This is a genomic window from Rhodopseudomonas sp. P1, from assembly GCF_039642825.1.
Classification (GTDB): Bacteria; Pseudomonadota; Alphaproteobacteria; order Rhizobiales; family Xanthobacteraceae; genus Rhodopseudomonas; species Rhodopseudomonas palustris_H.
The window spans coordinates 3992669-4016077 of record NZ_CP088006.1 but is presented as its reverse complement, the minus strand read 5'-3'; the positions used below and the strand labels follow the sequence as shown (position 1 = coordinate 4016077).

General features: G+C 65.4%; 26 protein-coding genes. 15 read left to right on the top strand and 11 right to left on the bottom strand.

All coding sequences use genetic code 11. The features are described 5' to 3' along the window. Positions 1-42: 42 nt before the first annotated feature. Complete coding sequence (locus tag LRC39_RS18600) at positions 43-384, bottom strand: GIY-YIG nuclease family protein (RefSeq protein WP_264074181.1); 342 nt, start codon at positions 382-384, stop codon at positions 43-45. A gap of 114 nt (positions 385-498) precedes the next feature. Here LRC39_RS18600 and LRC39_RS18595 point away from each other — a divergent pair, with 114 nt between their 5' ends. From LRC39_RS18595 to LRC39_RS18580, 4 genes are all read left to right on the top strand, one after another. Next, a complete protein-coding gene (locus tag LRC39_RS18595) occupies positions 499-885 on the top strand; it encodes a hypothetical protein (protein ID WP_264074180.1) in 387 nt (128 codons plus the stop codon). A gap of 153 nt (positions 886-1038) precedes the next feature. Continuing rightward, on the top strand, positions 1039-1968 hold the full coding sequence (locus tag LRC39_RS18590) for an SMP-30/gluconolactonase/LRE family protein (protein ID WP_264074179.1): 930 nt from the start codon (positions 1039-1041) through the stop codon (positions 1966-1968). Positions 1969-2153: 185 nt separating this feature from the next. After that, entirely contained in the window at positions 2154-2750 is a 597-nt protein-coding gene (locus LRC39_RS18585; protein WP_107356404.1) for a GNAT family N-acetyltransferase, read from the top strand. Between the two features lie 140 nt (positions 2751-2890). After that, positions 2891-3175 carry a hypothetical protein gene (locus LRC39_RS18580; protein WP_107345380.1) on the top strand — a complete coding sequence of 95 codons (285 nt, stop codon included), beginning with the start codon at positions 2891-2893 and terminating at the stop codon, positions 3173-3175. 121 nt (positions 3176-3296) lie between these two features. On the opposite strand, the gene LRC39_RS18575 is transcribed toward LRC39_RS18580, so the two are convergent. The 6 genes from LRC39_RS18575 to LRC39_RS18550 form a co-directional block, all read right to left on the bottom strand. Beyond that, positions 3297-4286: a PDR/VanB family oxidoreductase gene (locus LRC39_RS18575; RefSeq protein ID WP_346295235.1), complete on the bottom strand. Its 990-nt coding sequence runs from the start codon at positions 4284-4286 to the stop codon at positions 3297-3299. A 31-nt stretch (positions 4287-4317) separates the two neighbouring features. Next, the gene (locus LRC39_RS18570) at positions 4318-5073 is read right to left on the bottom strand and encodes a GntR family transcriptional regulator (RefSeq protein ID WP_346295234.1); all 756 of its coding nucleotides are present in this window, start codon (positions 5071-5073) and stop codon (positions 4318-4320) included. A 3-nt stretch (positions 5074-5076) separates the two neighbouring features. Then, positions 5077-6120, bottom strand: coding sequence for an aromatic ring-hydroxylating dioxygenase subunit alpha (locus tag LRC39_RS18565; protein ID WP_346295233.1), 1044 nt, complete (start codon positions 6118-6120; stop codon positions 5077-5079). A gap of 416 nt (positions 6121-6536) precedes the next feature. Further along, on the bottom strand, positions 6537-7379 hold the full coding sequence (locus tag LRC39_RS18560; protein WP_107345376.1) for an AAA family ATPase: 843 nt from the start codon (positions 7377-7379) through the stop codon (positions 6537-6539). Positions 7380-7494: 115 nt separating this feature from the next. Then, positions 7495-7749, bottom strand: a complete 255-nt coding sequence (locus tag LRC39_RS18555; RefSeq protein WP_013501497.1) for a GlsB/YeaQ/YmgE family stress response membrane protein — start codon at positions 7747-7749, stop codon at positions 7495-7497. Positions 7750-7908: 159 nt separating this feature from the next. After that, positions 7909-9843 carry a diguanylate cyclase gene (locus LRC39_RS18550; protein ID WP_346295232.1) on the bottom strand — a complete coding sequence of 645 codons (1935 nt, stop codon included), beginning with the start codon at positions 9841-9843 and terminating at the stop codon, positions 7909-7911. A gap of 167 nt (positions 9844-10010) precedes the next feature. Between LRC39_RS18550 and LRC39_RS18545 the strand changes: the two genes are divergently transcribed. The 3 genes from LRC39_RS18545 (at position 10011) to sseA (ending at position 12752) form a co-directional block, all read left to right on the top strand. Continuing rightward, positions 10011-11186, top strand: coding sequence for a vWA domain-containing protein (locus LRC39_RS18545; protein ID WP_107345375.1), 1176 nt, complete (start codon positions 10011-10013; stop codon positions 11184-11186). A 150-nt stretch (positions 11187-11336) separates the two neighbouring features. Next, complete coding sequence (locus LRC39_RS18540) at positions 11337-11753, top strand: rhodanese-like domain-containing protein (RefSeq protein ID WP_107345374.1); 417 nt, start codon at positions 11337-11339, stop codon at positions 11751-11753. A gap of 138 nt (positions 11754-11891) precedes the next feature. Then, positions 11892-12752: a 3-mercaptopyruvate sulfurtransferase gene (sseA, locus tag LRC39_RS18535; RefSeq protein ID WP_346295231.1), complete on the top strand. Its 861-nt coding sequence runs from the start codon at positions 11892-11894 to the stop codon at positions 12750-12752. A gap of 12 nt (positions 12753-12764) precedes the next feature. Here sseA and LRC39_RS18530 read toward each other — a convergent pair whose 3' ends face one another. Continuing rightward, positions 12765-13754, bottom strand: coding sequence for a hypothetical protein (locus LRC39_RS18530; RefSeq protein WP_346295230.1), 990 nt, complete (start codon positions 13752-13754; stop codon positions 12765-12767). A 423-nt stretch (positions 13755-14177) separates the two neighbouring features. Between LRC39_RS18530 and LRC39_RS18525 the strand changes: the two genes are divergently transcribed. Then, complete coding sequence (locus LRC39_RS18525) at positions 14178-15443, top strand: L,D-transpeptidase family protein (RefSeq protein ID WP_263989173.1); 1266 nt, start codon at positions 14178-14180, stop codon at positions 15441-15443. A 79-nt stretch (positions 15444-15522) separates the two neighbouring features. On the opposite strand, the gene LRC39_RS18520 is transcribed toward LRC39_RS18525, so the two are convergent. After that, positions 15523-15723 (bottom strand): hypothetical protein, encoded by a 201-nt coding sequence (locus LRC39_RS18520; protein ID WP_011159149.1) that lies wholly within the window; start codon positions 15721-15723, stop codon positions 15523-15525. Positions 15724-15963: 240 nt separating this feature from the next. Between LRC39_RS18520 and ettA the strand changes: the two genes are divergently transcribed. From ettA to LRC39_RS18495, 5 genes are all read left to right on the top strand, one after another. Beyond that, entirely contained in the window at positions 15964-17613 is a 1650-nt protein-coding gene (gene ettA, locus LRC39_RS18515) for an energy-dependent translational throttle protein EttA (protein ID WP_107356398.1), read from the top strand. A gap of 99 nt (positions 17614-17712) precedes the next feature. Continuing rightward, positions 17713-18369 (top strand): hypothetical protein, encoded by a 657-nt coding sequence (locus tag LRC39_RS18510; protein WP_346295229.1) that lies wholly within the window; start codon positions 17713-17715, stop codon positions 18367-18369. 93 nt (positions 18370-18462) lie between these two features. After that, entirely contained in the window at positions 18463-19233 is a 771-nt protein-coding gene (tam, locus tag LRC39_RS18505; protein ID WP_264074170.1) for a trans-aconitate 2-methyltransferase, read from the top strand. A 174-nt stretch (positions 19234-19407) separates the two neighbouring features. Next, positions 19408-19998, top strand: a complete 591-nt coding sequence (locus tag LRC39_RS18500) for a TIGR00645 family protein (protein WP_263989169.1) — start codon at positions 19408-19410, stop codon at positions 19996-19998. Beyond that, complete coding sequence (locus tag LRC39_RS18495; protein ID WP_346295228.1) at positions 19998-21236, top strand: lytic murein transglycosylase; 1239 nt, start codon at positions 19998-20000, stop codon at positions 21234-21236. The genes LRC39_RS18500 and LRC39_RS18495 overlap by 1 nt, the downstream gene beginning before the upstream one ends. 76 nt (positions 21237-21312) lie before the next feature. On the opposite strand, the gene LRC39_RS18490 is transcribed toward LRC39_RS18495, so the two are convergent. Continuing rightward, on the bottom strand, positions 21313-21597 hold the full coding sequence (locus tag LRC39_RS18490; RefSeq protein WP_011159141.1) for a hypothetical protein: 285 nt from the start codon (positions 21595-21597) through the stop codon (positions 21313-21315). A gap of 221 nt (positions 21598-21818) precedes the next feature. Next, the gene (locus LRC39_RS18485; RefSeq protein ID WP_346295227.1) at positions 21819-22178 is read right to left on the bottom strand and encodes a hypothetical protein; all 360 of its coding nucleotides are present in this window, start codon (positions 22176-22178) and stop codon (positions 21819-21821) included. 228 nt (positions 22179-22406) lie between these two features. On the opposite strand from LRC39_RS18485, the gene LRC39_RS18480 reads away from it, so the two are divergent. Together LRC39_RS18480 and bfr are read left to right on the top strand one after the other, a co-directional pair. Beyond that, positions 22407-22778: a (2Fe-2S)-binding protein gene (locus LRC39_RS18480; RefSeq protein ID WP_346295226.1), complete on the top strand. Its 372-nt coding sequence runs from the start codon at positions 22407-22409 to the stop codon at positions 22776-22778. A gap of 122 nt (positions 22779-22900) precedes the next feature. Continuing rightward, complete coding sequence (gene bfr / locus LRC39_RS18475) at positions 22901-23383, top strand: bacterioferritin (protein ID WP_012497027.1); 483 nt, start codon at positions 22901-22903, stop codon at positions 23381-23383. Positions 23384-23409: the final 26 nt, after the last annotated feature.

Genomic DNA, 23409 nt, shown 5'->3' with positions numbered 1-23409 from the left:
GCAGTGATTCGGGCTCGCTTCGTTCAGGCCGCGTTCCAAAGGTTAAGATCGGTCACGCGTCTTGTTACGCGCTGGGACAGTGTTGCGGACTTTCGGCAACTTGGCGACGCGGGCTTGCGCTTCGGCGGCAAGGCGGCGGCGGAAGGCGCGGTCGCGCTTGAGATGCCACTCGCGGCTCATTGCATCGCGGCGGCAGGTGAAGCGCTCTGAATGGATCAGCACCCAGGCGCGGCCGCGGGTCGATCGCGCGCCGGTGCCGGCGTTGTGCTGGGTGAGGCGGCGGTCGAGATCGAGCGTCCAGCCGACATAGGTGAGATAGCGGCCGGCGCTGGCGCAGCCGAGCACATAGACGAAGCACTCTTCTTCGGCGGAAGCCTCCTGCATGGCGCGAACCTCGCACGGCTGGCCTGAGTCCGGCAATCCGCCGCGGGATGGAGCGGTTGACGGCCGGCGCGCCAGCGGCTTCGCTGCCACCTGATGCAACCGAAGGAGACGAAGATGGCCGGCAAACCGATGATCGCGCTGGCGCTGCTGGCGCCGCTGCTGTGGAGCCCGGCCGCGACCGCCCAGGACGTGCCGGGCATCGAGATCTGCACCGTGGAGAAAACCATGGAGCGGCGCACCAGCTGCCTGCAGAGCAATGTCGACTTCCTGCACAAGAGCCTCGACAAGGCGCGGCTCGATCAGCAGCAGAAACTCGATGCGGCCCGTGCGCAGATCGCCGCGCTGAGTGCCGCCGTGGCCGCGCTGCAGAAGCAGCTCGCCGAACTACAAGCCGCCCAGAAGCCGGCCAAGAGCGAGCCTGCACCCGCCAAGGACGCCACGCCTGCCAAGGATGCAGTGCCGCCGAAGGACGCGACGCCGCCGAAGACCGACGCGAAGTAGTTCCGCGTCGCCGTCGTCTCGATCGTCTGCCGCTCGGTGGAATTATCGCGCTTGCTTGGCAAGCCGCGACGACATGACTTACAACTCGTTCCCGAGACAATAAGCGCGGGGAGTCTTATCTCTCGCGCACAACAAACATCTCGGGAGAAAACCATGTCCAACGTCCGCGTTCTTGCCACCGATCTGGCGTTTCCCGAAGGGCCGGTGGTGATGCCGGACGGCTCGGTGGTGCTGGTCGAAATCCGCGCCCAGCAACTGACGCGGGTGTGGCCGGACGGGCGCAAGGAAGTCGTCGCCAAGGTGCCGGGCGGCCCCAATGGCGCGGCACTCGGCCCTGACGGCAAGATGTACATCTGCAACAACGGCGGGTTCGGCTGGTTTCCGTCGCGCGGCACGATGATGCCCGGCGCGCCGGCGCCGCACGAGTATATCGGCGGCTCGATTCAGCGGGTCGATCTGCAGAGCGGCGCAGTCGAGACGCTGTTCGACAAATGCGGCGAGCACCCGCTGAAGGGGCCGAACGATCTGGTGTTCGATCAGCACGGCGGCCTCTGGTTCACTGATCTCGGCAAGCGCCGCGCCCGCGACATGGACGTCGGCGCCGCCTACTACATCAAGCCCGGCATGACCGAGATCACCGAGCAGGTGTTCGGCACGCTGCCGCTGAACGGCATCGGCCTGTCGCCGGACGAGGCGACGATGTATGCGGCCGAAACCCCGACCGGACGGTTGTGGGCGTTCGATCTGTCGGCGCCGGGCGAGGTGAAGCCGCGCGACGTGATCTATCGCGGCGAGAAGGGCAAGCCGATCTGCGGGCTTGGCGGCTATCAGATGTTCGATTCGCTGGCGGTCGAGGCTAGCGGCAACGTCTGCGTCGCCACGCTGGTGTCTGGTTGCATCTCGGTGATCGCACCGGATGGCACGCTGGTCGAACAGGTGCCGACCGGCGACCGCGTCACCACCAATATCGCGTTCGGCGGCCCCGATCTGAAGACCGCCTACATCACTCTGTCCGGCAAGGGCGAACTGATCGCGATGGATTGGTCGCGGCCCGGTCTGCCGCTGAATTTTCTGAACAAGTGACAATCTCGACCACGAAACGTATCGTCATTGCGAGCCACCGGGTCCGGCCTTCGGCCGGCCCAATGACAGGCTCCGCGAAGCAATCCAGGGCCACTTGACGAAGCTGGATTGCTTCGTCGCTTCGCTCCTCGCATTGACGGATCGAGGCTTCGTGCCGGTCGGTCGAAAAAAAAAGGATAAATCGAATGCCCTGGCTCGAACCGGTTACCCTCAGCGGCCCGCATGCGACCTTGGTGCCACTGGAGCCGGCGCATTGCGATGGTCTGACCGAGGCGGTGCGGGACGGTGAGCTGTGGAAGCTCTGGTACACGTTCGTGCCCGCTCCGGAGAAGATGGAAGCGGAGATCGCGCGGCGGCTGGCACTGCAGGCGCAGGGCGCGATGCTGCCGTGGACGGTCAAGGATGCGGCCGGCAATATCGCCGGGATGACCACCTACATGAACGTGGATGCCGGCAATCGCCGCGTCGAGATCGGTTCCACCTGGTACGCGTCCCGCGTGCAGCGGACCGGTCTCAACACGCAATGCAAGTTGCTCCTGCTGCAACATGCGTTCGAGAAACTGGACTGTATCGCGGTCGAGTTCCGTACACACTTCTTCAACCATCAGTCCCGGCGCGGGATCGAGCGGCTCGGCGCCAAGCAGGACGGCATCCTGCGCAATCACCAGATCGCGCCGAATGGAACGCTACGTGATACCGTGGTGTATTCGATCATCGCCGCGGAATGGCCGACCGTGAAGGCTCATCTGAACTATCAACTGTTCGACAAGCCCGGACGCTGAGCCCGCGGGGCGCGGGTTCCCTTGATTTTTATCAAGATTCTGCTTGCTAATCGGCTGATGATCAAAAGAATAGCGCCCCCGACGGGCCTCGTTTGATCTGCGTCATTTTGCGAGGCCTTCGCCGACGCCATTCTACTGCTATGCCGTTCTATCGATTTCATGTCCGCGATCCGATCAACCGCGTCGATGGCCCGGGCCACGACGGCGCGGCGCTCGCTGACGATATCGATGCGACGCTGTTCGCCGCCGGGGTAATCCAGCGGCTGGTCCAGGTGCATCCGGAAGTGCCGCGGACCTGGTCGATCGAAATCATGCAGGATCAGCGCCGCGTCGGACTGCTGCCGTTCGACAAAGGCTGCCAGGTGATGCTGCGACCGGATTGGGTGTGCGATCAGCCGATCGATGTTCACGAAGGCTGGCGCTGAGTCTCAGGTTGGCGGTTCTCGTCATTGCGAGCCGAAGGCGAAGCAATCCAGGGGCTCCATGCACGGGGCTCCCGGATTGCTTCGTCGCTTCGCTCCTCGCAATGACGCGAGAGATGCGCTGCTACGCGGCCCCCGGCAACTGATCAGGCCGGTACAAGGTGTCGATCGTCACCGTGCCGCGGGCGCGGGAGACGCAGGCGCACATCTTGCCGCTGTCGTGCTTCTGATGCTCGCTGAAGAACACGTCGCGGTGATCGATCTCGCCGTCGACGGCGGTGACATCGACGGCGCAGACGCCGCATTCGCCACGTTCACAATCGGAGATGACCTCGAAGCCGGCGGCGTTCAGCGCGTCCAGCATCGAGCGGTCGCGCGGCACCACGATCTCGCTGCCGGTGGCGGCGATGCGGACGCGGAATTCGCTGGTCGGCAGCCGGCCGCTGGAGCCGAAGGTCTCGAAGCACAGATCGCTCGCCGGGCGGCCGGCCTGATGCCAGGCGTGGCGGGCGGCCTCCAGCATCCGCAGCGGGCCGCACAGCACTGCCACCGCGCCTCCGGGCAGCGCGCGGAAGGTGGCGTCGAGGTCGAGCCGGGCGCCTTCGTCGCCGGCATGGAGCCGCAGCCGGTCGCCGAGCACGCTGCGCAGTTCGTCGTGGAGCGCGGCGTCGCTACGCGATTTCACCGCGTAGTGCATCGTCAGCTCAGTGCCACGGCGGGCGAGCGCCGCGGCGATCCCGAGCATCGGCGTCACGCCGATGCCGCCGGCGATCAGCGCGTAGTGCTTGCGGCTCCAATCGATTTCGAACAGCGAGGTCGGATGGGTGATGTCGATCCGCTGACCCGGCTTCAGGGCCCACATCGCTTGCGATCCGCCGCGGCTGTCACCGGCGAGCCGCACCGCGATCCGCAGGCGTCCTTGCTCCGGTGCGCCGACCAATGAGTAGCTGCGCTTGTCGGGCTGGCCGCCGATCAGCAGCGCGACGTTGATATGGCTGCCGGGCGCGCAGGTGGTGATTGCGACGTCGGGCTCGAGCACGATCTCACGGATCGACGGCGTCAGGTCGCGGGTCGAAACAACGGTGCTGCTGGTCCACTGTTCGGCGAAGCGCATCGCGGGCTCCTGTCGATAAGGGGGAAGCTGACTATCTGTCGGCGGCCTGGGTCACCAGCGTCAGCGCCGGTAGCAGATCGAGATGGGTGCGGCTCCTCAGCGCCAGCCGCAAATTGCGCACCGCGAGCCGGGCGTGCTCGCGCATCACCGCTTCGGCACGTGCGCCTTCGCGGTTCTCGATCGCGTCGATCACGGCGCGGTGGTGATCCTGCGCAATCAGCAGGATCTGGTGCGCCTCCGGCAGCCCCGATTGCGCCATCACGAAAGCACTCGGCGAGGCGAAGGGGAGGGCCGCGACTCGATCGATCTGCCGCATCACCGGCGCCGAGCCGCACAGCTCGTTGAGCAGCGCGTGAAACCGCGCGTTCAACGCCACATAGGCCGAGAACGCGTCGACCGAGATCGGGGCCTGCCGCACCAGTTCGTCGATATCGCCGAGGCACTGCTTCAGCGGCTCAAGCTGCCGGACGCTGGCGCCGCGTTCGGCGGCGAGCCGCGCGGCGAGGCCTTCCATGGTGCCGCGCAGTTCGATCGAGTCGAGGATGTCGCGTTCGGAGAACGCTTTCACCATGAAGCCGCCGGACGGGATCGCCTGCAGCAGGCCTTCGTCCTCCAGCCGCACCAGCGCCATCCGCACCGGCGTGCGCGACACTCCGGTGATATCGACCGCCTGCAGCTCGGAGATCCGTTCGCCGGCGCGGAGTTGGCCGGACAGCACCATGTCGCGCAGCGCCAGCTGCGCGCGCACGGTCTGCGACATCGAGCGGTCGGCGGCCTTGTCGTTCATCGCTTACTCCGCCGCCTGTAGTTTCGGCGCGTTCTCCTGGGCGACCATGCGGTCGATCAGCTTGCGCGACCACATCGCGCCGGCGTCGATATTGAGGTTGTAAAACACCCGGTCGGGGTTCTCGAGCATCGCGCGCTGCTGCGCTTCGAGGATGATCTCGTCCTCGCGGAAGATGCCGGAGACGCCCTCGCGGATCTCGGTGGTGAGCCGCTGTTCGCTGAGCCTGTAGTTGCGCACGAAGGCCCAAAAGTAGTGGCAAGTGGTGTCGGTCTCCGGCGTCATGGTGTTGAGCACGAAGCCGTTGACGCCCTGCGAGGGATCGCCTTTCGGCGCGCCGGTGCCGGCCGGCGCTACGCCGACGTCGATCGTCACCGTGCCCGGCGCTTCGAACCGGATGATCTGCCAGCGATCCACCAGGCCCGGCTTGCCGAGCTGCGCGGCCCAGAACGGCGGCGGTTCGATGCCGTGCATCCAGCGCGTCACGGTCACTGTGCGGTCGCCATGGGTGACATCGAACGGTGCCTCGGCCACCGCCTCGTTGCCGATCGACGAGCCGTGCACATAGGTCTCGTGGGTGAGGTCCATCAGATTGTCGACGACGAGGCGCCAGTCGCATTTGGCGTAGATCGTCTTGCCGTCGCCGGCCCAGGCCGGATCGTCGTTCCAGTGCATGTCGGGGACGAGTGCTGGATCGGCCAGCACCGGATCGCCCATCCATAGCCAGACGAAGCGATGCCGCTCGACCACCGGATACGAGCGCACGCAGGCCGACGGATTGATCGTCTCCTGCGACGGCATGTAGGTGCAGCGGCCCTGCGGATTGAACTTCAGCCCGTGATAGCCGCAGACGACGGTGTCGCCCTCGAGTCGGCCCTTCGACAGCGGCACCAGGCGATGCCAGCAGGCGTCCTCCAGCGCGGCGACGCTGCCGTCCGCCTTTCGATACATCACGACATGCTTGCCGCAGATCGTGCGCGGAAACAGCGCGTGCTTGATGTCGGCGTCCCAGGCCGCCGCATACCAGGCGTTGAGCGGAAAGGCGGGCATCGTGGCCTCCCTGTGCATTATTCATTGGGTTCAGATTGTATACAGGAAGGGTAGGATGACAAGGATAAGCTGCAAAATTCGCCGCGTACCGGTGATTTATGTATACATGAAGCCGGTCGAGGAGCGCTGCTCGGCTGCGCTGACAAGGCGGTAAAGGACTGAGCCGAAAACGAAAATGGCCGGGACAAGCCCGGCCATGACGCAAATTCTGATGGATCGATCTTGAGCCTGCCGCCTCAGACCTCGCGCCGGCTGAGCGCGTCGTAGCCCGCGTGAGCATGGCGATACGCGGGACCGCGAGACCCGCATGTCGCGATGCTCATGCGGGCTACCTGCTGAGGTGAACGCGGTGCGCAGACCATCTCGGGATTCCGGGCTCGCGCTACGCGCGCCCCGGAATGACGGAGGAGGGGGCCTTAAACCTCTCGCCGGCTCAGGAACGCCAGCCGTTCGAACAGGTGGACGTCCTGCTCGTTCTTCAGCAGCGCGCCGTGCAGCGGCGGGATCAGCTTGCGCGGGTCGCGCTCGCGGAGCTGCTCCGGGCTCATCTCTTCATTGAGCAGCAGCTTCAGCCAGTCGAGCAGTTCGGAGGTCGACGGCTTCTTCTTCAGGCCGGGCACGTCGCGGACTTCGAAGAAGATCTTCAGCGCTTCTTCGACCAGCCGCTGCTTGATGCCGGGGAAGTGGACGTCGACGATCGCCTGCATGGTGTCGGCGTCGGGGAACTTGATGTAGTGGAAGAAGCAGCGGCGCAGGAAGGCGTCCGGCAGTTCCTTTTCGTTGTTCGAAGTGATCACCACGATCGGCCGCTTGGCGGCCTTGATGGTTTCGCCGGTCTCGTAGACGTGGAATTCCATCCGGTCGAGTTCGAGCAGCAGGTCGTTCGGGAATTCGATATCGGCCTTGTCGATCTCGTCGATCAGCAGCACCGGGCGGTGCTCGGCGGTGAACGCCTCCCACAGCTTGCCGCGCTTGATGTAGTTCTTGATGTCGGAGACGCGCGGATCGCCGAGTTGGCTGTCGCGCAGCCGCGACACCGCGTCGTATTCATACAGGCCCTGCTGCGCCTTGGTGGTCGACTTGATGTGCCAGGTCAGCAGCGGCGCGTTCAGCGCCTTGGATACTTCCTCCGCCAGCACCGTCTTGCCGGTGCCGGGCTCGCCCTTCACCAGGAGCGGCCGTTCGAGCACGATCGCCGCATTGACGGCGACCTTGAGGTCGTCGGTCGCCACATAATCCTTGGTGCCGGTGAACTTCATGCGTTTCAGCCTCGTCTGATCCGGCGCGCGCGCCGTTGTTGTTGTTTGTTGATTGGTGGTGGTTGGAGGAGAGGGAGCAGCCGCAGGCAGCGACCGCTGGCAGGCGGTGTCGGTATCAGGCTCTGCGGATCATCGCCAGCAGCACCAGCACGATCACGGCGCCGATTGCGGAATTGATGATCGCGCGGAAAATTCCGACGCCGAGATTGACGCCGAGGAACGGCAGCAGCCAGCCCGCCACGACGGCGCCGACGATGCCGATCACGACATTGCCGACCAGTCCGAATCCGCCGCCGCGAACGATCAGTCCAGCGAGCCAGCCGGCGACCGCGCCGACCAGAAGCCAGACCAGGATGGAATCGATCCCCATTGCGCTCCTCGTCCTTGTTCGTCTCGCTGCCGCGGCGATGCCCCGGCAACAGGCGCGACTTTAGCGCGCATCCTGCGGGACAGGCTACCGATTTTGCAGGCTGCGGCAAGCGGCGGGCTGCGCGCGCTGATTGTAGTGATGGCTTGGGCGACCTGCGCGCTACGAGGTCGCGTCGGCGTCGGCCGAGTGATGATCCGGCTGCAGCGGTGCGGCGTCCTCCACGAAGGCGGCAGCCGCGGTGACGCAGCAGTCGCGGCCGCGCCGCTTGGCTTCATACAGCGCGATGTCGGCGTCGCGCAGCAGGACGGTGGAGTCGCACGGGGCGACGCCACAGGCGATGCCGACGCTGACCGTGAGGTAGCCGCGGGCCGATGCAGGGTTGCGGATCGAGAGCGCGCGCACCGCGGCCTGCAGACTCTCGGCGAAGTCCATCGCCGCAGCCGCATCGCCACCCGGCAGCACGATGGTGAATTCCTCGCCGCCATAGCGTGCCGCGAAGCCATGCACGCCCGCCACCAGGCCGGCGAACAGATGGCCGAGCTGCCGCAGCGCGTCGTCGCCACTCTGGTGGCCGAAATGATCGTTGAAGCCCTTGAAGTCGTCGACGTCGATCATCAGCACCGACAGCGTCGGCGCCGATGTGATGACGCGGCCGACGAAGCCGTCGAGCGATCGGCGATTGGGGAGGCCGGTGAGGCCGTCCGTCCGCGCCAATTCCGCCAGGCGGATATTGAGGGCTTCGACTTCTTTTTCGATCGCCTTGCGGCGCGTGATGTCGCGCAAGGTGCTGACGACGCAATCGCTGGGGCCGTCCTCGTTCCGGGTGTAGGCGAAATTGGCTTCGATCCAAACCAGTCGGCCCTCCGGACAGCGCATCCGGAACTCGACGCACAATCCGGCCGGCGAATCCGGCAGCCGGGCACCGACCGTCTCGACTGCCGACACATCGTCAGGGTGCACCAGCACGGTCCAGAACCGGCCGACCAGCTGATCGGGCTTCAGGCCGAGGACGGTTTCGACCGACATCGAGACGAACCGCAGGATGCCGACCTGGTCGGTCAGCACGATGACGTCGCCCATGTTGGCGTCGATCAGCCGATAATGCGCGTCGCGCTCGCGCAGCAGGTTCTGCACTTCCTGGCGGGTGCGCAGCTGCGCCGCAAGGCCTGCGGCGAGTAGCACCACGCAAGCCAGCATCGCAGTTCCGACCGCCGCGTCGGAGCGCACCGCCTCGCGCCAGCCCGCCAGCACCGCCTCTTCGGTGCGCGCCACCGTCACCACCAGCGGATAGCGGTTGATCTGCCGATAGGCGAGAAATTTGGACAGGCCGTCGAACGGCGAGACGGTCAGATAGAAGCCGTCGGGACTGTGGGGAAGTGCCTTCTGGAACAGCACAGAATTCGACATGTCGCGGCCGCTCTGCAGTGACGGCCACTGGATCAGCAGTCGTCCGTCGCTGTGCAGCAGACTGATGCTGCCGCCGATGCCGAGATCGATGGTCTTGTAGAAATCGCGGAAGTAATCGCCCGCGATCGTCGCCACCACCACACCGGCAAAGCGGCCGTGCTCGGTCTCCAGCCGGCGGCTGACGGCGAAGATTGAGTGCCCCGAGGTGCGCGACTGGATCGGGCCTGTGATCAGCAGTTGATTGTCGTCATGATCGAGGTGGTAGCGGAAGTAGCTGCGATCGGCATTGTTGAGCTGCGGCACCGGCGTGACGGAGGCGTATTTGACGTTGCCGGCGGCATCGGTGATTGCGACGTCGGTGAGTTGCGGCAGGTTGTCGACGAGGGCGCGCAGCCGCTCGTTGAAGGCATCGCCCGGATCCGGTCGCCACTTCAGGAGCGCGACGATGTCGTCGAGCACCACGTCGGCGCCCTGGAAGGTGTGGGTGGCGTGCTCGGCGAGCGAGTGCGCTAAATTCCGTATCTCGGTTTCATTCTGCGCCAGCGCAATCTTGCGGGAGTCGTATCCCTTCCACACCACCAGCCCGAGCACGCATGCGCCGAGCGCGATCACGAACATCGCGACCACCAGCGTCGCGGTGGGCACGCGGCCGAGCCAGCTTCGGAACAAAGGAGGGCGAGGGGACATCACGGGGCCATTCGTAAGGCGCCTGTGCTTGCACCCCGGATACTTTACTGAGTCATAATTCCATTGCTCGGATTTGCGCCTATCGGGCGCATCGGGGCGAGTTTTCAACAGTCGCAACGGAGGTATTCTGTCTTGACGGGGCTGCAGGGTCGGGCAATCTGTCGTTCATGTTCCTGCAATTCTTCACGTCGCTGCGCGACGCCCAGGTTCCGGTCACGCTTCGCGAATATCTGACGCTGATGGAGGCGCTCGACGCCGACCTCGCCGATCAGAGTGTGGAGAATTTTTACTACCTGTCGCGTGCCGCGCTGGTGAAGGACGAGCGCAATCTCGACAAGTTCGACCGGGTGTTCGGGGCCACCTTCAAGGGTCTGGAAAACCTGCTCGACGCGATGGAGAAGGCGGAGATCCCGGCCGAATGGCTGAAGAAACTCGCCGAGAAGTATCTCAGCGAGGAGGAGAAGAAGCAGATCGAGGCGATGGGCTGGGACAAGCTCATGGAAACGCTGAAGAAGCGCCTCGAGGAGCAGAAGAAGCGCCACCAGGGCGGCAACAAGTGGATCGGTACCGCCGGCACCTCGCCGTTCGGCGCGCAGGGCTACAATCCGGAAGGCGTGCGGATCGGCCAGGAGAAGAGCCGGCATCAGCGCGCCGTGAAGGTCTGGGACAAGCGCGAGTTCAAGGATCTCGACGGCAACGTCGAACTCGGCATCCGCAACATCAAGGTGGCGCTGCGCCGCCTGCGCAAATTCGCCCGCACCGGCGCCCCCGACGAGCTCGATCTCGACACCACGATCCGCGAGACCGCCAATCACGGCTATCTCGACGTGCACATGCGCCCCGAACGCCGCAATGCGGTGAAGGTGCTGGTGTTCTTCGATATCGGCGGCTCGATGGACAGCCACGTCGCTCAGGTCGAGGAGTTGTTCTCGGCGGCGAAGAGCGAATTCAAGCACATGGAATATTTTTACTTCCACAACTGCCTGTACGAAGGCGTGTGGAAGCAGAACAAGCGCCGCTTCACCGACCGCACCCCGACCTGGGACGTGCTGCACAAGTTCCCGCATGACTACAAAGTGGTGTTCGTCGGCGACGCCTCGATGTCGCCTTACGAGATCATGGTGCCGGGCGGCTCGGTCGAGCACGTCAACGAAGAGGCCGGTCACGTCTGGCTGGAGCGGGTGCTTCGCACCTATCCGCACGCGGTGTGGCTGAACCCGGTGGCGCAGCGGCACTGGGACTACTCGGAGAGCACCACCATCATTCGCCGCCTGTTCTCCGAGCGGATGTATCCGATCACGATCGAGGGCCTCGAAGGCGCGATGCGCGAGCTGGTGCGCTAGGACTAGATTGCGCCGTCATTGCGGGGCGCGAGCGACAGCTCGCGAACCTGGAGTCTGATTGATCCACACAAAGAGATTCCGGGTTCGCGCTGCGCGCGCCCCGAATGACCGACGAACTCAATCGATAAGAAACGAAAACAAGGAACGACCATGCCCCAGACCATCACCCGCGGTATCAAGACGATGCTCGACGAGGCCAATTCGTCGATCGAGACGCTGACGACGGCAGACGCGATCGCGTTGCACAAGTCCGGCGCCAGCGACGTGGTGATCGTCGACATCCGCGATCCGCGCGAGATCGAGCGCGACGGCAAGATCCCAGGCTCGTTCTCCTGCACCCGCGGCATGCTGGAATTCTGGATCGATCCGCAGAGCCCGTACGCCAAGCCGATCTTCCAGGAAGACAAGAAGTTCGTGTTCTATTGCGCCGGTGGCTTGCGCTCGGCGCTGGCCGCCAAGACTGCGCAGGACATGGGACTGAAGCCGGTGGCGCATATCGAGGGCGGTTTCGGCGCCTGGCGCGATGCCGGCGGTCCGATCGAAGCCTGGGCGCCCAAGAAGAAGTGAGCGCGGCGCATTGGGAGTCGATCTCCGCTGTCGGATCGTCACACGCGGGCTTGACCCGCGTGTCCATCTCCTTCGTAAGATGATGGATCGCCGGGTCGAGCCCGGCGATGACACTCCGACCAAAGGCGACGACATCCCATGACAGCTCACCCTGATCCCCTGGTCTCCACCGAATGGCTCGCCGCGCGGCTGGACGATCCCAAGGTGAAGATCATCGACGCGAGCTTCAAGATGCCCGGCGTCCTGCCGTTGCCGGCGGATGACTATCTCGCCGCGCACATTCCGGGCGCGGTGTTCTTCGACGTCGATGCGGTGTCGGATCACAGCAGTTCGCTGCCGCATATGTATCCGAGCGCCGACCAGTTCGCGCGCGATGTCGAAGCGCTCGGCATCTCGTCGGGCGACACCGTGGTTGCTTACGATGCGGGGGGCTGGGTGGCGGCGCCGCGGGCGTGGTGGATGTTCCTGTCGTTCGGCCATGCCGACATTCGGATCCTCGACGGCGGGCTGAAGAAATGGGTGGCCGAGGGTAGGCCGACCGTGGCGGGCAAGCCGACGATTACGCCCGGCCGGTTCAGCGCCAAGCTCGATTCGTCGTTCATCCGCAGCCGCGATCAGCTCGTTGCCAATCTCGATAGCGGGGCCGAGCAGGTGATCGACGCCCGCGCCGCGCCGCGGTTCGAGGGCAGCGTTGCCGAGCCGCGTCCCGGCCTACGCGCCGGTCACATCCCGGGCAGCCGCAATTTGCCCTACAATGAGCTGTTCGACGCTGCGACCGGCACGATGAAGCCGCTGGCCGATCTGCGGCAGGCGTTCGAGCGGGCAGGGCTCGATCTCCGCCGGCCGGTGGTCACGAGCTGCGGCTCCGGTGTTTCGGCGGCGGTGCTGACGCTGGCGCTGTATCGGCTCGGCGTGCGCGGCTCGGCGCTGTACGACGGCTCGTGGTCGGAATGGGGCCTTCAGGACGGTCCGCCGGTCGCGACCGGTCCAGCGGCGTAACCGCAGCTTCTCTTACAGACCGGTACCCGATCCCGACTGCGGCTGCTCGGCGCGCGGCGTACGCCGCCGCGCAACCTGGCGGCGCTTCTTCAGCGGGCGCCGGACCACCGGCTTCGGGCGCGCCACCGGCAGCGGCGTCGCGTCCGGCGGCGGCAGGGTTTCGCCGATTGATCCGGTGACGTCGGGCGTCGGGGTGTCTGCGGCAGGGGCCGCAGGCGTGGCCGCGCTGGGTGCGACGGTGGTGTTGGCGGCGGTCTTGGTCCTGTCGCGCGGGTCGCGGCGCGGCGTCGGGATCGGCCCTGACAGCGGCGCAACTTCCGGCAGCGTCTCAGTAACGGGTTCGGTCGCCGCCGGAGCAGCCGGTGCCGCGGGCGCCGACGTCTCGGTTGCGGCGGTCTGCGTGGGCGCAGCCGGAGTGGCGGGTTTCTCAGCGCCGGCCTGCGGCTTGTCGTCCTGCTTGGGTGCGTCGGACGAAGTCGCTGCAGCGATGGTGGCGGGCGGCGCGGCCGGAGCCACAGCGTCAGGCGTGGCGGCCGGCTGCTGCTGGGTCGAACTGGCTTGCGGCGCCGGCTCAGGGGCGGCCGGAGCCGGTTCAGCTTGCGGCGGCTGTGATGCCGGCGCGGCGGCGGGGGTGTCGGCCGCAGCGGGCTGCAGCGCGGCGGTCTGCGCCGGCTCGGGGGCTTTATCTGCTGGTTTCGCGTTTTCGTTGTCGAGAGCCGCGACGTCTGCCGCCACCGGATCGGTTGCGCTCGGGCTTGGGCTGGCGGTCGCGGCCGGCGGTTCAGCGGTGGGTGCCGGCGGATCGACCCGGAGCATGCTCAGGCTCGGCGTCGGAGCCTCGGGAGCGCGCGCCAATAGCGTGATCGCCGGCGGACGCACCGTGTGGACGTTCACGAATTGCTCGTGCGCAGCCCGCAGCAGGGCGGCGGCACCGAGACCGAACACCAACAACGAGACCGCAAGCGTCATCGCCGCGAACAGAAACCGGAAACCGGGAAGCATTTCGGATGTATTCCGTCGTCGCACATTGGATCGCGACGACACTTATGACCCACACCAACGCGGCGACCACTACGACATCGGTTCGCGGCGTACTCAAAACCAGCCGCGAATCAAGCCATCTGAGAATAGCGCAAAACGAGTCGCATCACGCGCCGCGAAACGACTCAGCGACTCGATTGCAGCTCGATGCGGCCAAAGGTTGTTGGTGGACGATCGCAGTCGCGCAGCGCGTGCGCCGCGATCGTTCGAACGTCGGCCCGCTGGCAGCCTCAATAGGCGTTCTCGCGCTGCGAACCCGTTGCGAGCGGCAAATATCGCCAAAATTCGCGTGATTGTGCCGGCCTCGTCTTGAATGCGCCGTGATCCTCCGGCATTTCCGGCCCCGTTAACGGTCCGGTTGCCGCTCCGACTTACAAACGGGTTATGATGAACAAGCGCTTACTGACGTTGCTGGCGTCCGCTGCCGTGGTCGCCGCGGGAACCTCCGCCGCGCTCGCGCAGAGCTATCCCTCGACCCCCGGCGCTTATATCGGGCAAGCCGGCGAGGACCGTCCAGGCCTGCCGAATTTCGACAGCATCGACGACGAGGACGCGCCAATCGCGCGCCAGTCCGCAACGCTGCCGCCGCCCGGTCCGGTGACCTCGCCGGGCGACCCGCGCTACGGCGGTTCGGCCGCGCCGACCTATTCCAATGCCGCCCCGCAAGGCCCGGTGCTGTCGCCGGACGATCCGCGCTACGGCCGCCCGATGGGCGCCCCGACCTATTCCAACGCGGCACCAGGCGCTGCCCCGCAGGGGCCGGTGATGTCGCCCGACGATCCGCGTTACGGCCGTCCGACGGGCGCCACGAGCTATTCGAATGCGGCACCGGGCGCCGCGCCGCAGGGACCAGTGATGTCGCCGGATGATCCCCGCTACGGCCGTCCGATGGGGCCGCCGTCGGTGATCTATTCCGATCGCGGTGACGGTGGCGTGCGTCCGCCGGCTGGTGTCGGCGGCGGAGCGCCGTCGGCTCAGCCCGGCGCCGATGGCCGGCCGATGCAGGTCTCGGCGTTGCCGCCGGAAGAACAGCCGGATGCCGATCAGACCGTGCAACTGCCGCCCAATCTGCGCCGCCAGGAGGTCGACTTCGCCACCAAGGAGCCGGCCGGCACCATCGTGGTCGATACCGCCAATACCCATCTCTATTACGTGCTCGGCAACGGGCGCGCGATCCGCTACGGCGTCCGCGTCGGCCGCGATGGCTTCACTTGGAACGGCGTGCAGAAGATCACCCGCAAGGCGGAGTGGCCGGATTGGCATCCGCCGGCCGAGATGATTGAGCGCCAGCCCTATCTGCCGCGCTTCATGGCCGGCGGTCCGGGCAACCCAATGGGCGCCCGCGCGATGTATCTCGGCTCGACCGTGTACCGCATCCACGGCACCAACCAGCCGTCGACGATCGGCAAGTTCGTGTCCTCGGGCTGCATCGGCATGCTGAACGACGACGTCAGCGATCTGTTCGAGCGCGCCAAGGTCGGCACCCGCGTGGTGGTGCTGCCGGGCTCGCCGCCGAAGAACACCGCCACCGCTCAGGCGCAGCCCGCCATGGCGCCGGGTGCGCAGTCCCCGGCGTTGCCGCCGGCGCCGCTGCCGGGTGCGCAGCCGACGTCGGTAGCCCCGCTGCCGGCCCCGGTCACGATCCGCTAAGCGCGACCGATTCCAGATTTGAAACGCCCGCCGGTGGTTCACCGGCGGGCGTTTTGCTTTTGCGATGATGGTTCGAGACTTAGTGCCGCGTCGGCTTGTGGCCGTGCTTGGCGTGCCAGGCTGGGCCGGGCCCGCGCATGTAGTACATCTCCGGCCGGTAGGGATTGAACGCCTGGACGAAGAACTGCCGCCAGAACAGCCGGATCTCGCTCAGCAGGCTGGTGTCCGGGCCGGCCTGCTCGTCGTGATGCACTTCGGTGGTCGTGGTGAGGCTCGCCATGCTGATCGCCCCAAGGGTCGGCGCCGCGCCGACTCGGCGGCGCATCCGTCGCCGCTGTGAGGAGACGAGTGTTGGACGAGGTCGTTAAAATTGTCTTCGAATCGTTCGTGCCTCGGAAACGCACGAGAACAGGCTTAATCGCCTCTTAACGTCGCGCGTCCTCGGGTTGCCCTTTGCGGGCCGCACCGTTACATCAGCGGCAACCGATTTTCCCCGCACGCACCGCGTTCAAGGACCACGATGGCTCGCCAGTTCGTCTATTTCATGCAGGGTCTGACCAAGGCCTATCCGACCCGCAAGGTGCTGGATAACGTTCATCTGTCGTTCTACCCGGACGCCAAGATCGGCGTGCTCGGCGTCAACGGCGCCGGTAAATCGACCCTGCTGAAGATCATGGCGGGGATCGACAAGGAATATACCGGTGAAGCCTGGGTCGCCGAAGGCGCCCGCGTCGGCTACCTCGAACAGGAGCCGAAGCTCGATCCGGCGCTCTCGGTTCGTGAAAACGTCATGCTCGGCGTCGCCAAGCAGAAGGCGATCCTCGATCGCTACAACGAGCTGGCGATGAACTACTCCGAGGAGACCGCCGACGAGATGACGGCGCTGCAGGACCAGATCGAGTCCGCAGGGCTGTGGGATCTCGACAGCAAGGTCGACCAGGCGATGGACGCGCTGCGCTGCCCGCCGGACGACGCTGACGTCACCAAGCTGTCGGGCGGTGAACGCCGCCGCGTCGCGCTGTGCAAGCTGCTGCTCGATCAGCCCGACCTGCTGCTACTCGACGAACCGACCAACCATCTCGACGCCGAGAGCGTGTCGTGGCTGGAAAGCCATCTGCGCAATTATCCGGGCGCCATCCTGATCGTCACCCACGATCGCTACTTCCTCGACAACGTCACGAGCTGGATCCTCGAGCTCGATCGCGGCCGCGGCATTCCCTACGAGGGCAACTACTCGTCCTGGCTGGTGCAGAAGCAGAAGCGGCTGCTGCAGGAAGGCCGCGAGGATGCGGCCCATCAGAAGACCCTCGAGCGCGAGCAGGAGTGGATTGCGTCGTCGCCCAAGGCCCGGCAGGCCAAATCCAAGGCGCGCTATCAGCGCTACGAGGAACTGCTCGCCAAGGCCTCGGAGAAGCAGACCCAGACCGCGCAGATCATCATTCCGGTGGCGGAGCGGCTCGGCAACAACGTGGTCGATTTCGAGCACCTCACCAAGGGCTTCGGCGATCGGCTGCTGATCGACGATCTCACCTTCAAGCTGCCGCCGGGCGGCATCGTCGGCGTGATCGGTCCGAACGGCGCCGGCAAGACCACGCTGTTCCGGATGATCACCGGGCAGGAGAAGCCGGATTCCGGCACCATCACGGTCGGCGAGACGGTGCGGCTCGGCTATGTCGATCAGTCGCGCGACGCGCTTGATCCGAAGAAGACCGTCTGGGAGGAAATCTCGGAAGGCAACGAGCTGATCCTGCTCGGCAAGAAGGAAGTCAATTCGCGCGGGTACTGCTCGGCCTTCAATTTCAAGGGCGGCGACCAGCAGAAGAAGGTCGGCTCGCTGTCGGGCGGTGAACGCAACCGCGTCCACCTCGCCAAGATGCTGAAGTCGGGCGCCAACGTGCTGCTGCTCGACGAACCGACCAACGACCTCGACGTCGACACGCTGCGCGCGCTCGAAGAGGCGCTGGAGGATTTCGCCGGCTGCGCCGTGATCATCAGCCACGACCGCTGGTTCCTCGACCGTATCGCAACCCACATCCTGGCGTTCGAAGACGACAGCCACGTCGAGTGGTTCGAAGGCAACTTCCAGGACTACGAAAAGGACAAGATGCGCCGGCTGGGTCAGGATGCCATCATCCCGCACCGCGCCAAGTACAAGAAGCTGACGCGGTAATTCAGTGGCGCCGGGACACCCGGCTTCATCAGGCGGCGGAGTGCATCAGTGGCCTCCGGACTATCAGGCGGAAACTTCGCATGGCGCGCCGGTTGGCGCGTGGCGGTGTTTTTGCTCTTGATGTTCGGCGTGCCACTGGCGCTCTACACACTCGATCGCTTCGCCGGCAATGATGACGTCTCATTGGCTGAAGCGATCCGGCTGACCACCGGCACCATGGTCGGGTCGTTTCTCTATCTGCTGTTCGGTCTGGCGCTGGTCTTCCCTTGCTTGCAGCGCGTCGCCATGCTCGGTCTGCCGCGCTTGCTCGGCCTGCTCGTTCCGCTGCTGATCCTGCTCGACTTTCCATTTTTCGTGGCCGGCGATGCGCCGACGCCGTTCGGCAGTTCGATCGGCTGGCCGAGCGGTACCGTGCCGATTTATCTGATCACGGCCTTCGGACTGATCGCCGCGATGGCTTTGGCTCATCCTATCCTACCTCCCTTGCGGCCCGTGCAGCGATGGCTCGGCGCTGCCGCGCTCGGGATCGCCATCGTTGTCGTTCTGGAATTTGGATTCGTGGTCGGCATCGCGAGCTGGATGGCCTCGATTGTGGCTAACCTGCCGGATGATGAAGCGCCGCCTGCGGCGTTTGTGCCGCTGCTGATCGCGAGCGGCTGGGTGCCGTGGAGCACGCCGCTGTTGTGCGTGGCTTTGCTCGGGCTGGCGACGTGGTGGGGTGTGGCTTCGCGCCGGATGGAGAGACCCGCGGTCTGAGCATCGGCCGGGCGACGAACCGCCTGGGGATTGCAAAATCCAGCAGGATCAATAGCTTTTCCCTCGCAGACTCGGGGGCGCAAGGGACGCTGGATGGCTGACTGGAATGCCGAGCAATATCTGAAATTCGAAGACGAGCGGACCCGTCCGGCGCGGGATCTGCTGGCGCAGGTGCCGACCACGGCGCCGCGCAAGGTCGCCGACATCGGGTGCGGGCCGGGCAATTCCACCGCGCTGCTGGTCGAGCGCTGGCCCGAGGCGTCGGTGATCGGCGTCGATACCTCTGCCGACATGCTGCGCCAAGCCCGAGAGCGGCTGCCGCAGCACAAGTTCATCGAGGCCAATGTCGCGCATTGGGCGCCGCCGGCTGGCACCGACGTGCTGTTCGCCAACGCGGTGTTCCAATGGGTGCCCGACCATCTCAAGCAGCTCAAGCGGCTGCTGTCGGGGCTCGACAGCGGGGGCGTGCTCGCGGTGCAGATGCCGGACAATCTCGACGAGCCGTCGCACATCATGATGCGCGAGGTGGCGCTGCAGGAGCCGTGGCGGCATCAGCTTTCCAAGGCCGCCGAACTGCGCGACACGCTGCCGAAGCCGAGCGTGTACTACGATGCGCTGAAGCCGTTGTGCAGCCGGCTGGAGATCTGGCACACGGTCTACAATCACGCGCTCGACGGCCCCGAAGCGATCGTCGAGTGGGTCAAGGGCACCGGGTTGCGGCCGTTCATCGATCCGCTCGAGCTGCCGGAACGTAAGACCTATTTGGCGGCTTATACGGCGCGGATCGCCGCGGCTTATCCGGCCCAGGCCGACGGCCAGGTGCTGCTGCGGTTTCCGCGGATCTTCATCGTCGCGGTGAAGTAACTGCCGAGAAGCAGCGTCATGGCGGCTCCACGCAGGCGCGTGGTGTTATGCTGCCGCTCCGTTCCGTTCGCTGCCACGAACTGCGGTTAAACGCCGCTCCTCTGCGTCTCGACAGAATCGGAGGGAGTTCCCAAGTGACTGTTCGCCCAATACAGCTGTTCGGAGCTTTCCTACATGTCGATGACACCCGAGACGCCGCTTCCACCGAAAGGATTGGGGCTGCGGCCGATCCCCATGCTGATCTTCGGTTCGCGCTGGCTGCAATTGCCGCTGTATGTCGGCCTGATCGTCGCGCAGGGCATCTACGTCGTGCTGTTCCTGAAGGAGCTGTGGCATCTGTTCCAGCACTCCTTCGACTTCAGCGAGCAGCAGATCATGCTGGCGGTGCTGGGGCTGATCGATGTGGTGATGATCTCGAACCTGCTGGTGATGGTGATCGTCGGCGGCTACGAGACGTTCGTATCCCGGCTCAACCTGCGCGGGCACCCCGACGAGCCGGAGTGGCTCAGCCACGTCAATGCCAGCGTGCTGAAGATCAAGCTGGCGATGGCGATCATCGGCATCTCGTCGATCCATCTGCTGCGCACCTTCATCGAAGCCGGCAACCTCGGCGCGGTCGGCAAGGTGAGCGGCTACACCGAGACCGGTGTGATGTGGCAGACCATCATCCACACCGTGTTCATCCTGTCGGCGATCGGCATCGCCTGGGTCGACCGGATCTCGAATCTGGCGACCGAAGAAGAGAAGGCCAAGGGGCATCATTGATGCGCCGCCTGGCCGCGCTGGCAGGTGCCGTCGTCGCAGCCGCATGGCTGACGCTCGGCGCCGCGCCGGCGCGGGCCGCAGACGCTGGCTTCGATCGCTTCCTCGCCGAGCTGTGGCCCGAGGCGCGCGAAGCTGGTGTGTCGCGCGCGACGTTCGAGACCGTCACCGCCGGGCTCGAGCCGGACTACAAGCTGCCCGACCTGATCCTGCCTGGCCGGCCAAAGACCGGCGCGCCGCGGCAGGCCGAATTCGTCCAGGTCCCGGCGGACTATCTGAAGGAAGCGCGGATCGAGAGCCTGGCCGCGCATGGCCGCACGCTGATGCAACGCTATCGGCCGACGCTGGATGCAATCGAGCGCAAGTTCGGCGTGCCCGCCCCGGTGGTGCTGGCGATCTGGGGCCGCGAGACCGATTACGGCCGCTACAAGCTGCCCTACGACGCGGTGCGGGTGATGGCGACGCAGGCCTATGTCGGCCGCCGCAAAGACCAGTATCGAACCGAATTCATCCTGGCGATGAAGATCATTGGCGAGGGCGCGGTGACGCGGCAGGGGATGCGTTCGTCCTGGGCCGGCGCCACCGGCCTGACGCAGTTTCTACCGTCCGAGTACTACAAGCACGGCGTCGATTTCGACGGCGATGGCCGCGTGGACATTTGGCACTCGGTGCCGGACGCGCTGGCGTCGGCCGCACAGCAGCTCGTCAACAAGGGCTGGCAGAGCGGACTGCGCTGGGCCTACGAGGTGAAACCGCCGGCGCGCGTCGACTGCACCGAAGGCGTGCCAGAAGTCACCAAGCCGATCGGGCAATGGCTGCGCGAAGGCTTCACGCTCGCCCGCTCGGATCGGTTGAGCACGGCCGAGCGCGAGCAGCCGGCGTCATTGCTGCAGCCCGAAGGCATTTACGGTCCGGCGTTCCTGACCACGAAGAACTACTTCGTCATCAAGGAATACAATTTCTCGGATCTCTATGTGCTGTTCGTCGGCCATCTCGCCGACCGGATGACCGATCCGCGCCCGTTCGCCACCCCATGGTCGGCCACCAAGCAGCTTCGCACCACCGATGTCGAGGCAATGCAGCGCGGATTGGAGCGGCTCGGGATCTATCGCGACAAGATCGATGGTAAGGCCGGGATGCTGACCCGTGCGGCGCTCGGCGCCTACCAGAAGCGCGCCGGACTGCAGGTCGATTGCTGGCCGAGCGAGACGGTGCTGCGATCGATCCAGGCGGCGCGCTGAGGGCAAACAAAAACCCGGCCGATCGCTCGGCCGGGTTCCGCATTCAGACGGGCGCGGGCTGTGCGCCGCGACAGGATCAATCGCAAACGCGGACGCGGCGCGAACGCCACACGCCAGCGTAGTCGTCCCAGAAGCGCTCGCGGACCCAGTGGCAGTCCGGCTCTTCGACATAGACCGGGGCAGGGGCCGCATAGGCGGGGCGGCTGGCGGCGATCGCGCCACCCAGCAGGGCGCCGCCGATCAGGCCACCCGCAACGCCGGCGGCGATCCGGCCGCCATCGGCCTTCGCGGCCGGGGCGACGCCGACCAGCGAACCGGCGATGGTCGCGGCCGCAAGCAGGACGGTGACAGTCTTCTTCATTTGAGAGGCTCTCCTGAGATCGCGCCGCGCCCGGCGCTGTTGAACGAACCGGTAGTCCCCGACGGCACAGCATCAAAAAAGCGCAATGTCGTCAATTGTCGCGTATCGGCTGGCGGATCAGTGTCGCGCAAAAACGGTGTTTTTCGGGCGATACCGTCGACGCCCGGAATCCGGGCGTTCAGGCTGTTGGTTGGTCGGACGCGGCGGTGAAAGGTTCACCGTCAGTCGCAGACTCGGATCCGGCGGATTCGCCAGCCGTAGCCGTCCCAGAACCGCTGCCGCTGCCAGTAGCAGCCGCCGTAATAGCCCGGCGACACGACATAGGCCGGGGCGGGCGCGTAGCCGTAGTAGCGCGGGCCATAGCTGTAATAGCGCGGACCGTAGCCATAGCCGCCGCCGTAATAGTAGCCGCCGGGGCCGTAATACGGCGAGGACAGCGCGCCGCCGATGAGCGCACCGCCGATCAGACCGGCGGCGATTCCGGCGCCGAAGCCGTCATGGGCCTGGGCCGGCGCGGTGGACCCGACGGCCGTCAAGGCCATCGCAGCGGCCGCGGCCAGCGCCATCATCGACTTTCTCATGGCATCACCTCTCGAACGAGCACCGGACCCGATGGGCCGCGGGCGCGACCCCGCCATGGTCCAGCACCCATAACCTTTCACCAATCGATTGAACGATCCATGAATGCCGCCGCCGCAGTGCTGCCATGGTCGGTTCCGCGCGGGCGGATCGGTGCCTGCGGAGGCGCGGGTGGGGCGTGGCTCTCGGACGTCTGGCGACGTCGTGCCGGCTTTTAAGCCAGCGCGGAGATGCTCCGTTTCCTCGCCGCAAGGGGCGCGCAAGTTGGGGACGGACGATCTCGATTGAGCAAAATCAAACGGCTAGTTGCAGATTGGAATAGCTTGAAGTTGCACATTTTCCTTTTGCGTATGCGAGTGCATCTCACTATCCAAAAGCTTGTTACTGCTGGATCGAGACCGATGATCGTTTGTTCTTGCAACGTCCTGAGCGACCACGATGTGCGGGCCACTATGCACAGTGAAGGTGGTCCCGCGCGGAACCCCGGTGAGGTTCACCGCTGCCTCGGCTGCAGCCGAAAGTGCGGTCGCTGCATGCACACCATCAAGAACATCATGAACGAAGCGCTGTGCGGCGCGGCAGAGCGTCGCGCCGGCTCCTAAGTGTTTTGATGGGCTGTTGATCGGGTGAGCCGGGATTGCATCTCACCCGCGTTATGATCTAGAATTATTCTAATTCTAAAGCGGCCAGCCCTGGCCGCCGATTGCAGGAGTGACGAATCCACATGAAGGGCGATGCCAAGGTCATCGAATATCTCAACCGCGGTCTGCGCAGCGAACTGACGGCTATCAATCAGTACTGGCTGCACTATCGCCTGCTGGACAATTGGGGTCTGAAGGATCTCGCCAAGACCTGGCGCAAGGAATCCATCGAAGAGATGGTCCACGCCGACAAGCTCACCGATCGCATCATCTTCCTCGACGGCTTCCCGAACATGCAGGTGCTCGATCCGCTGCGGATCGGCCAGAACGTCAAGGAAGTGCTGAACGCTGACCTGCAGGCCGAGATCGACGCGCGCGCGCTGTATCAGGAAGCGGCGACCTACTGCCACAGCGTCAAGGACTACGTGTCGCGCGACCTGTTCGAGCAGCTGATGAAGGACGAGGAACATCACATCGATTTCCTCGAGACCCAGCTCGATCTGGTGAACCGCATCGGCGTCGAGCTGTATCAGCAGCACCACATCGGCGAACTCGATCACGACTGATCGGTTCATGCCGCGCACTCCGTCGG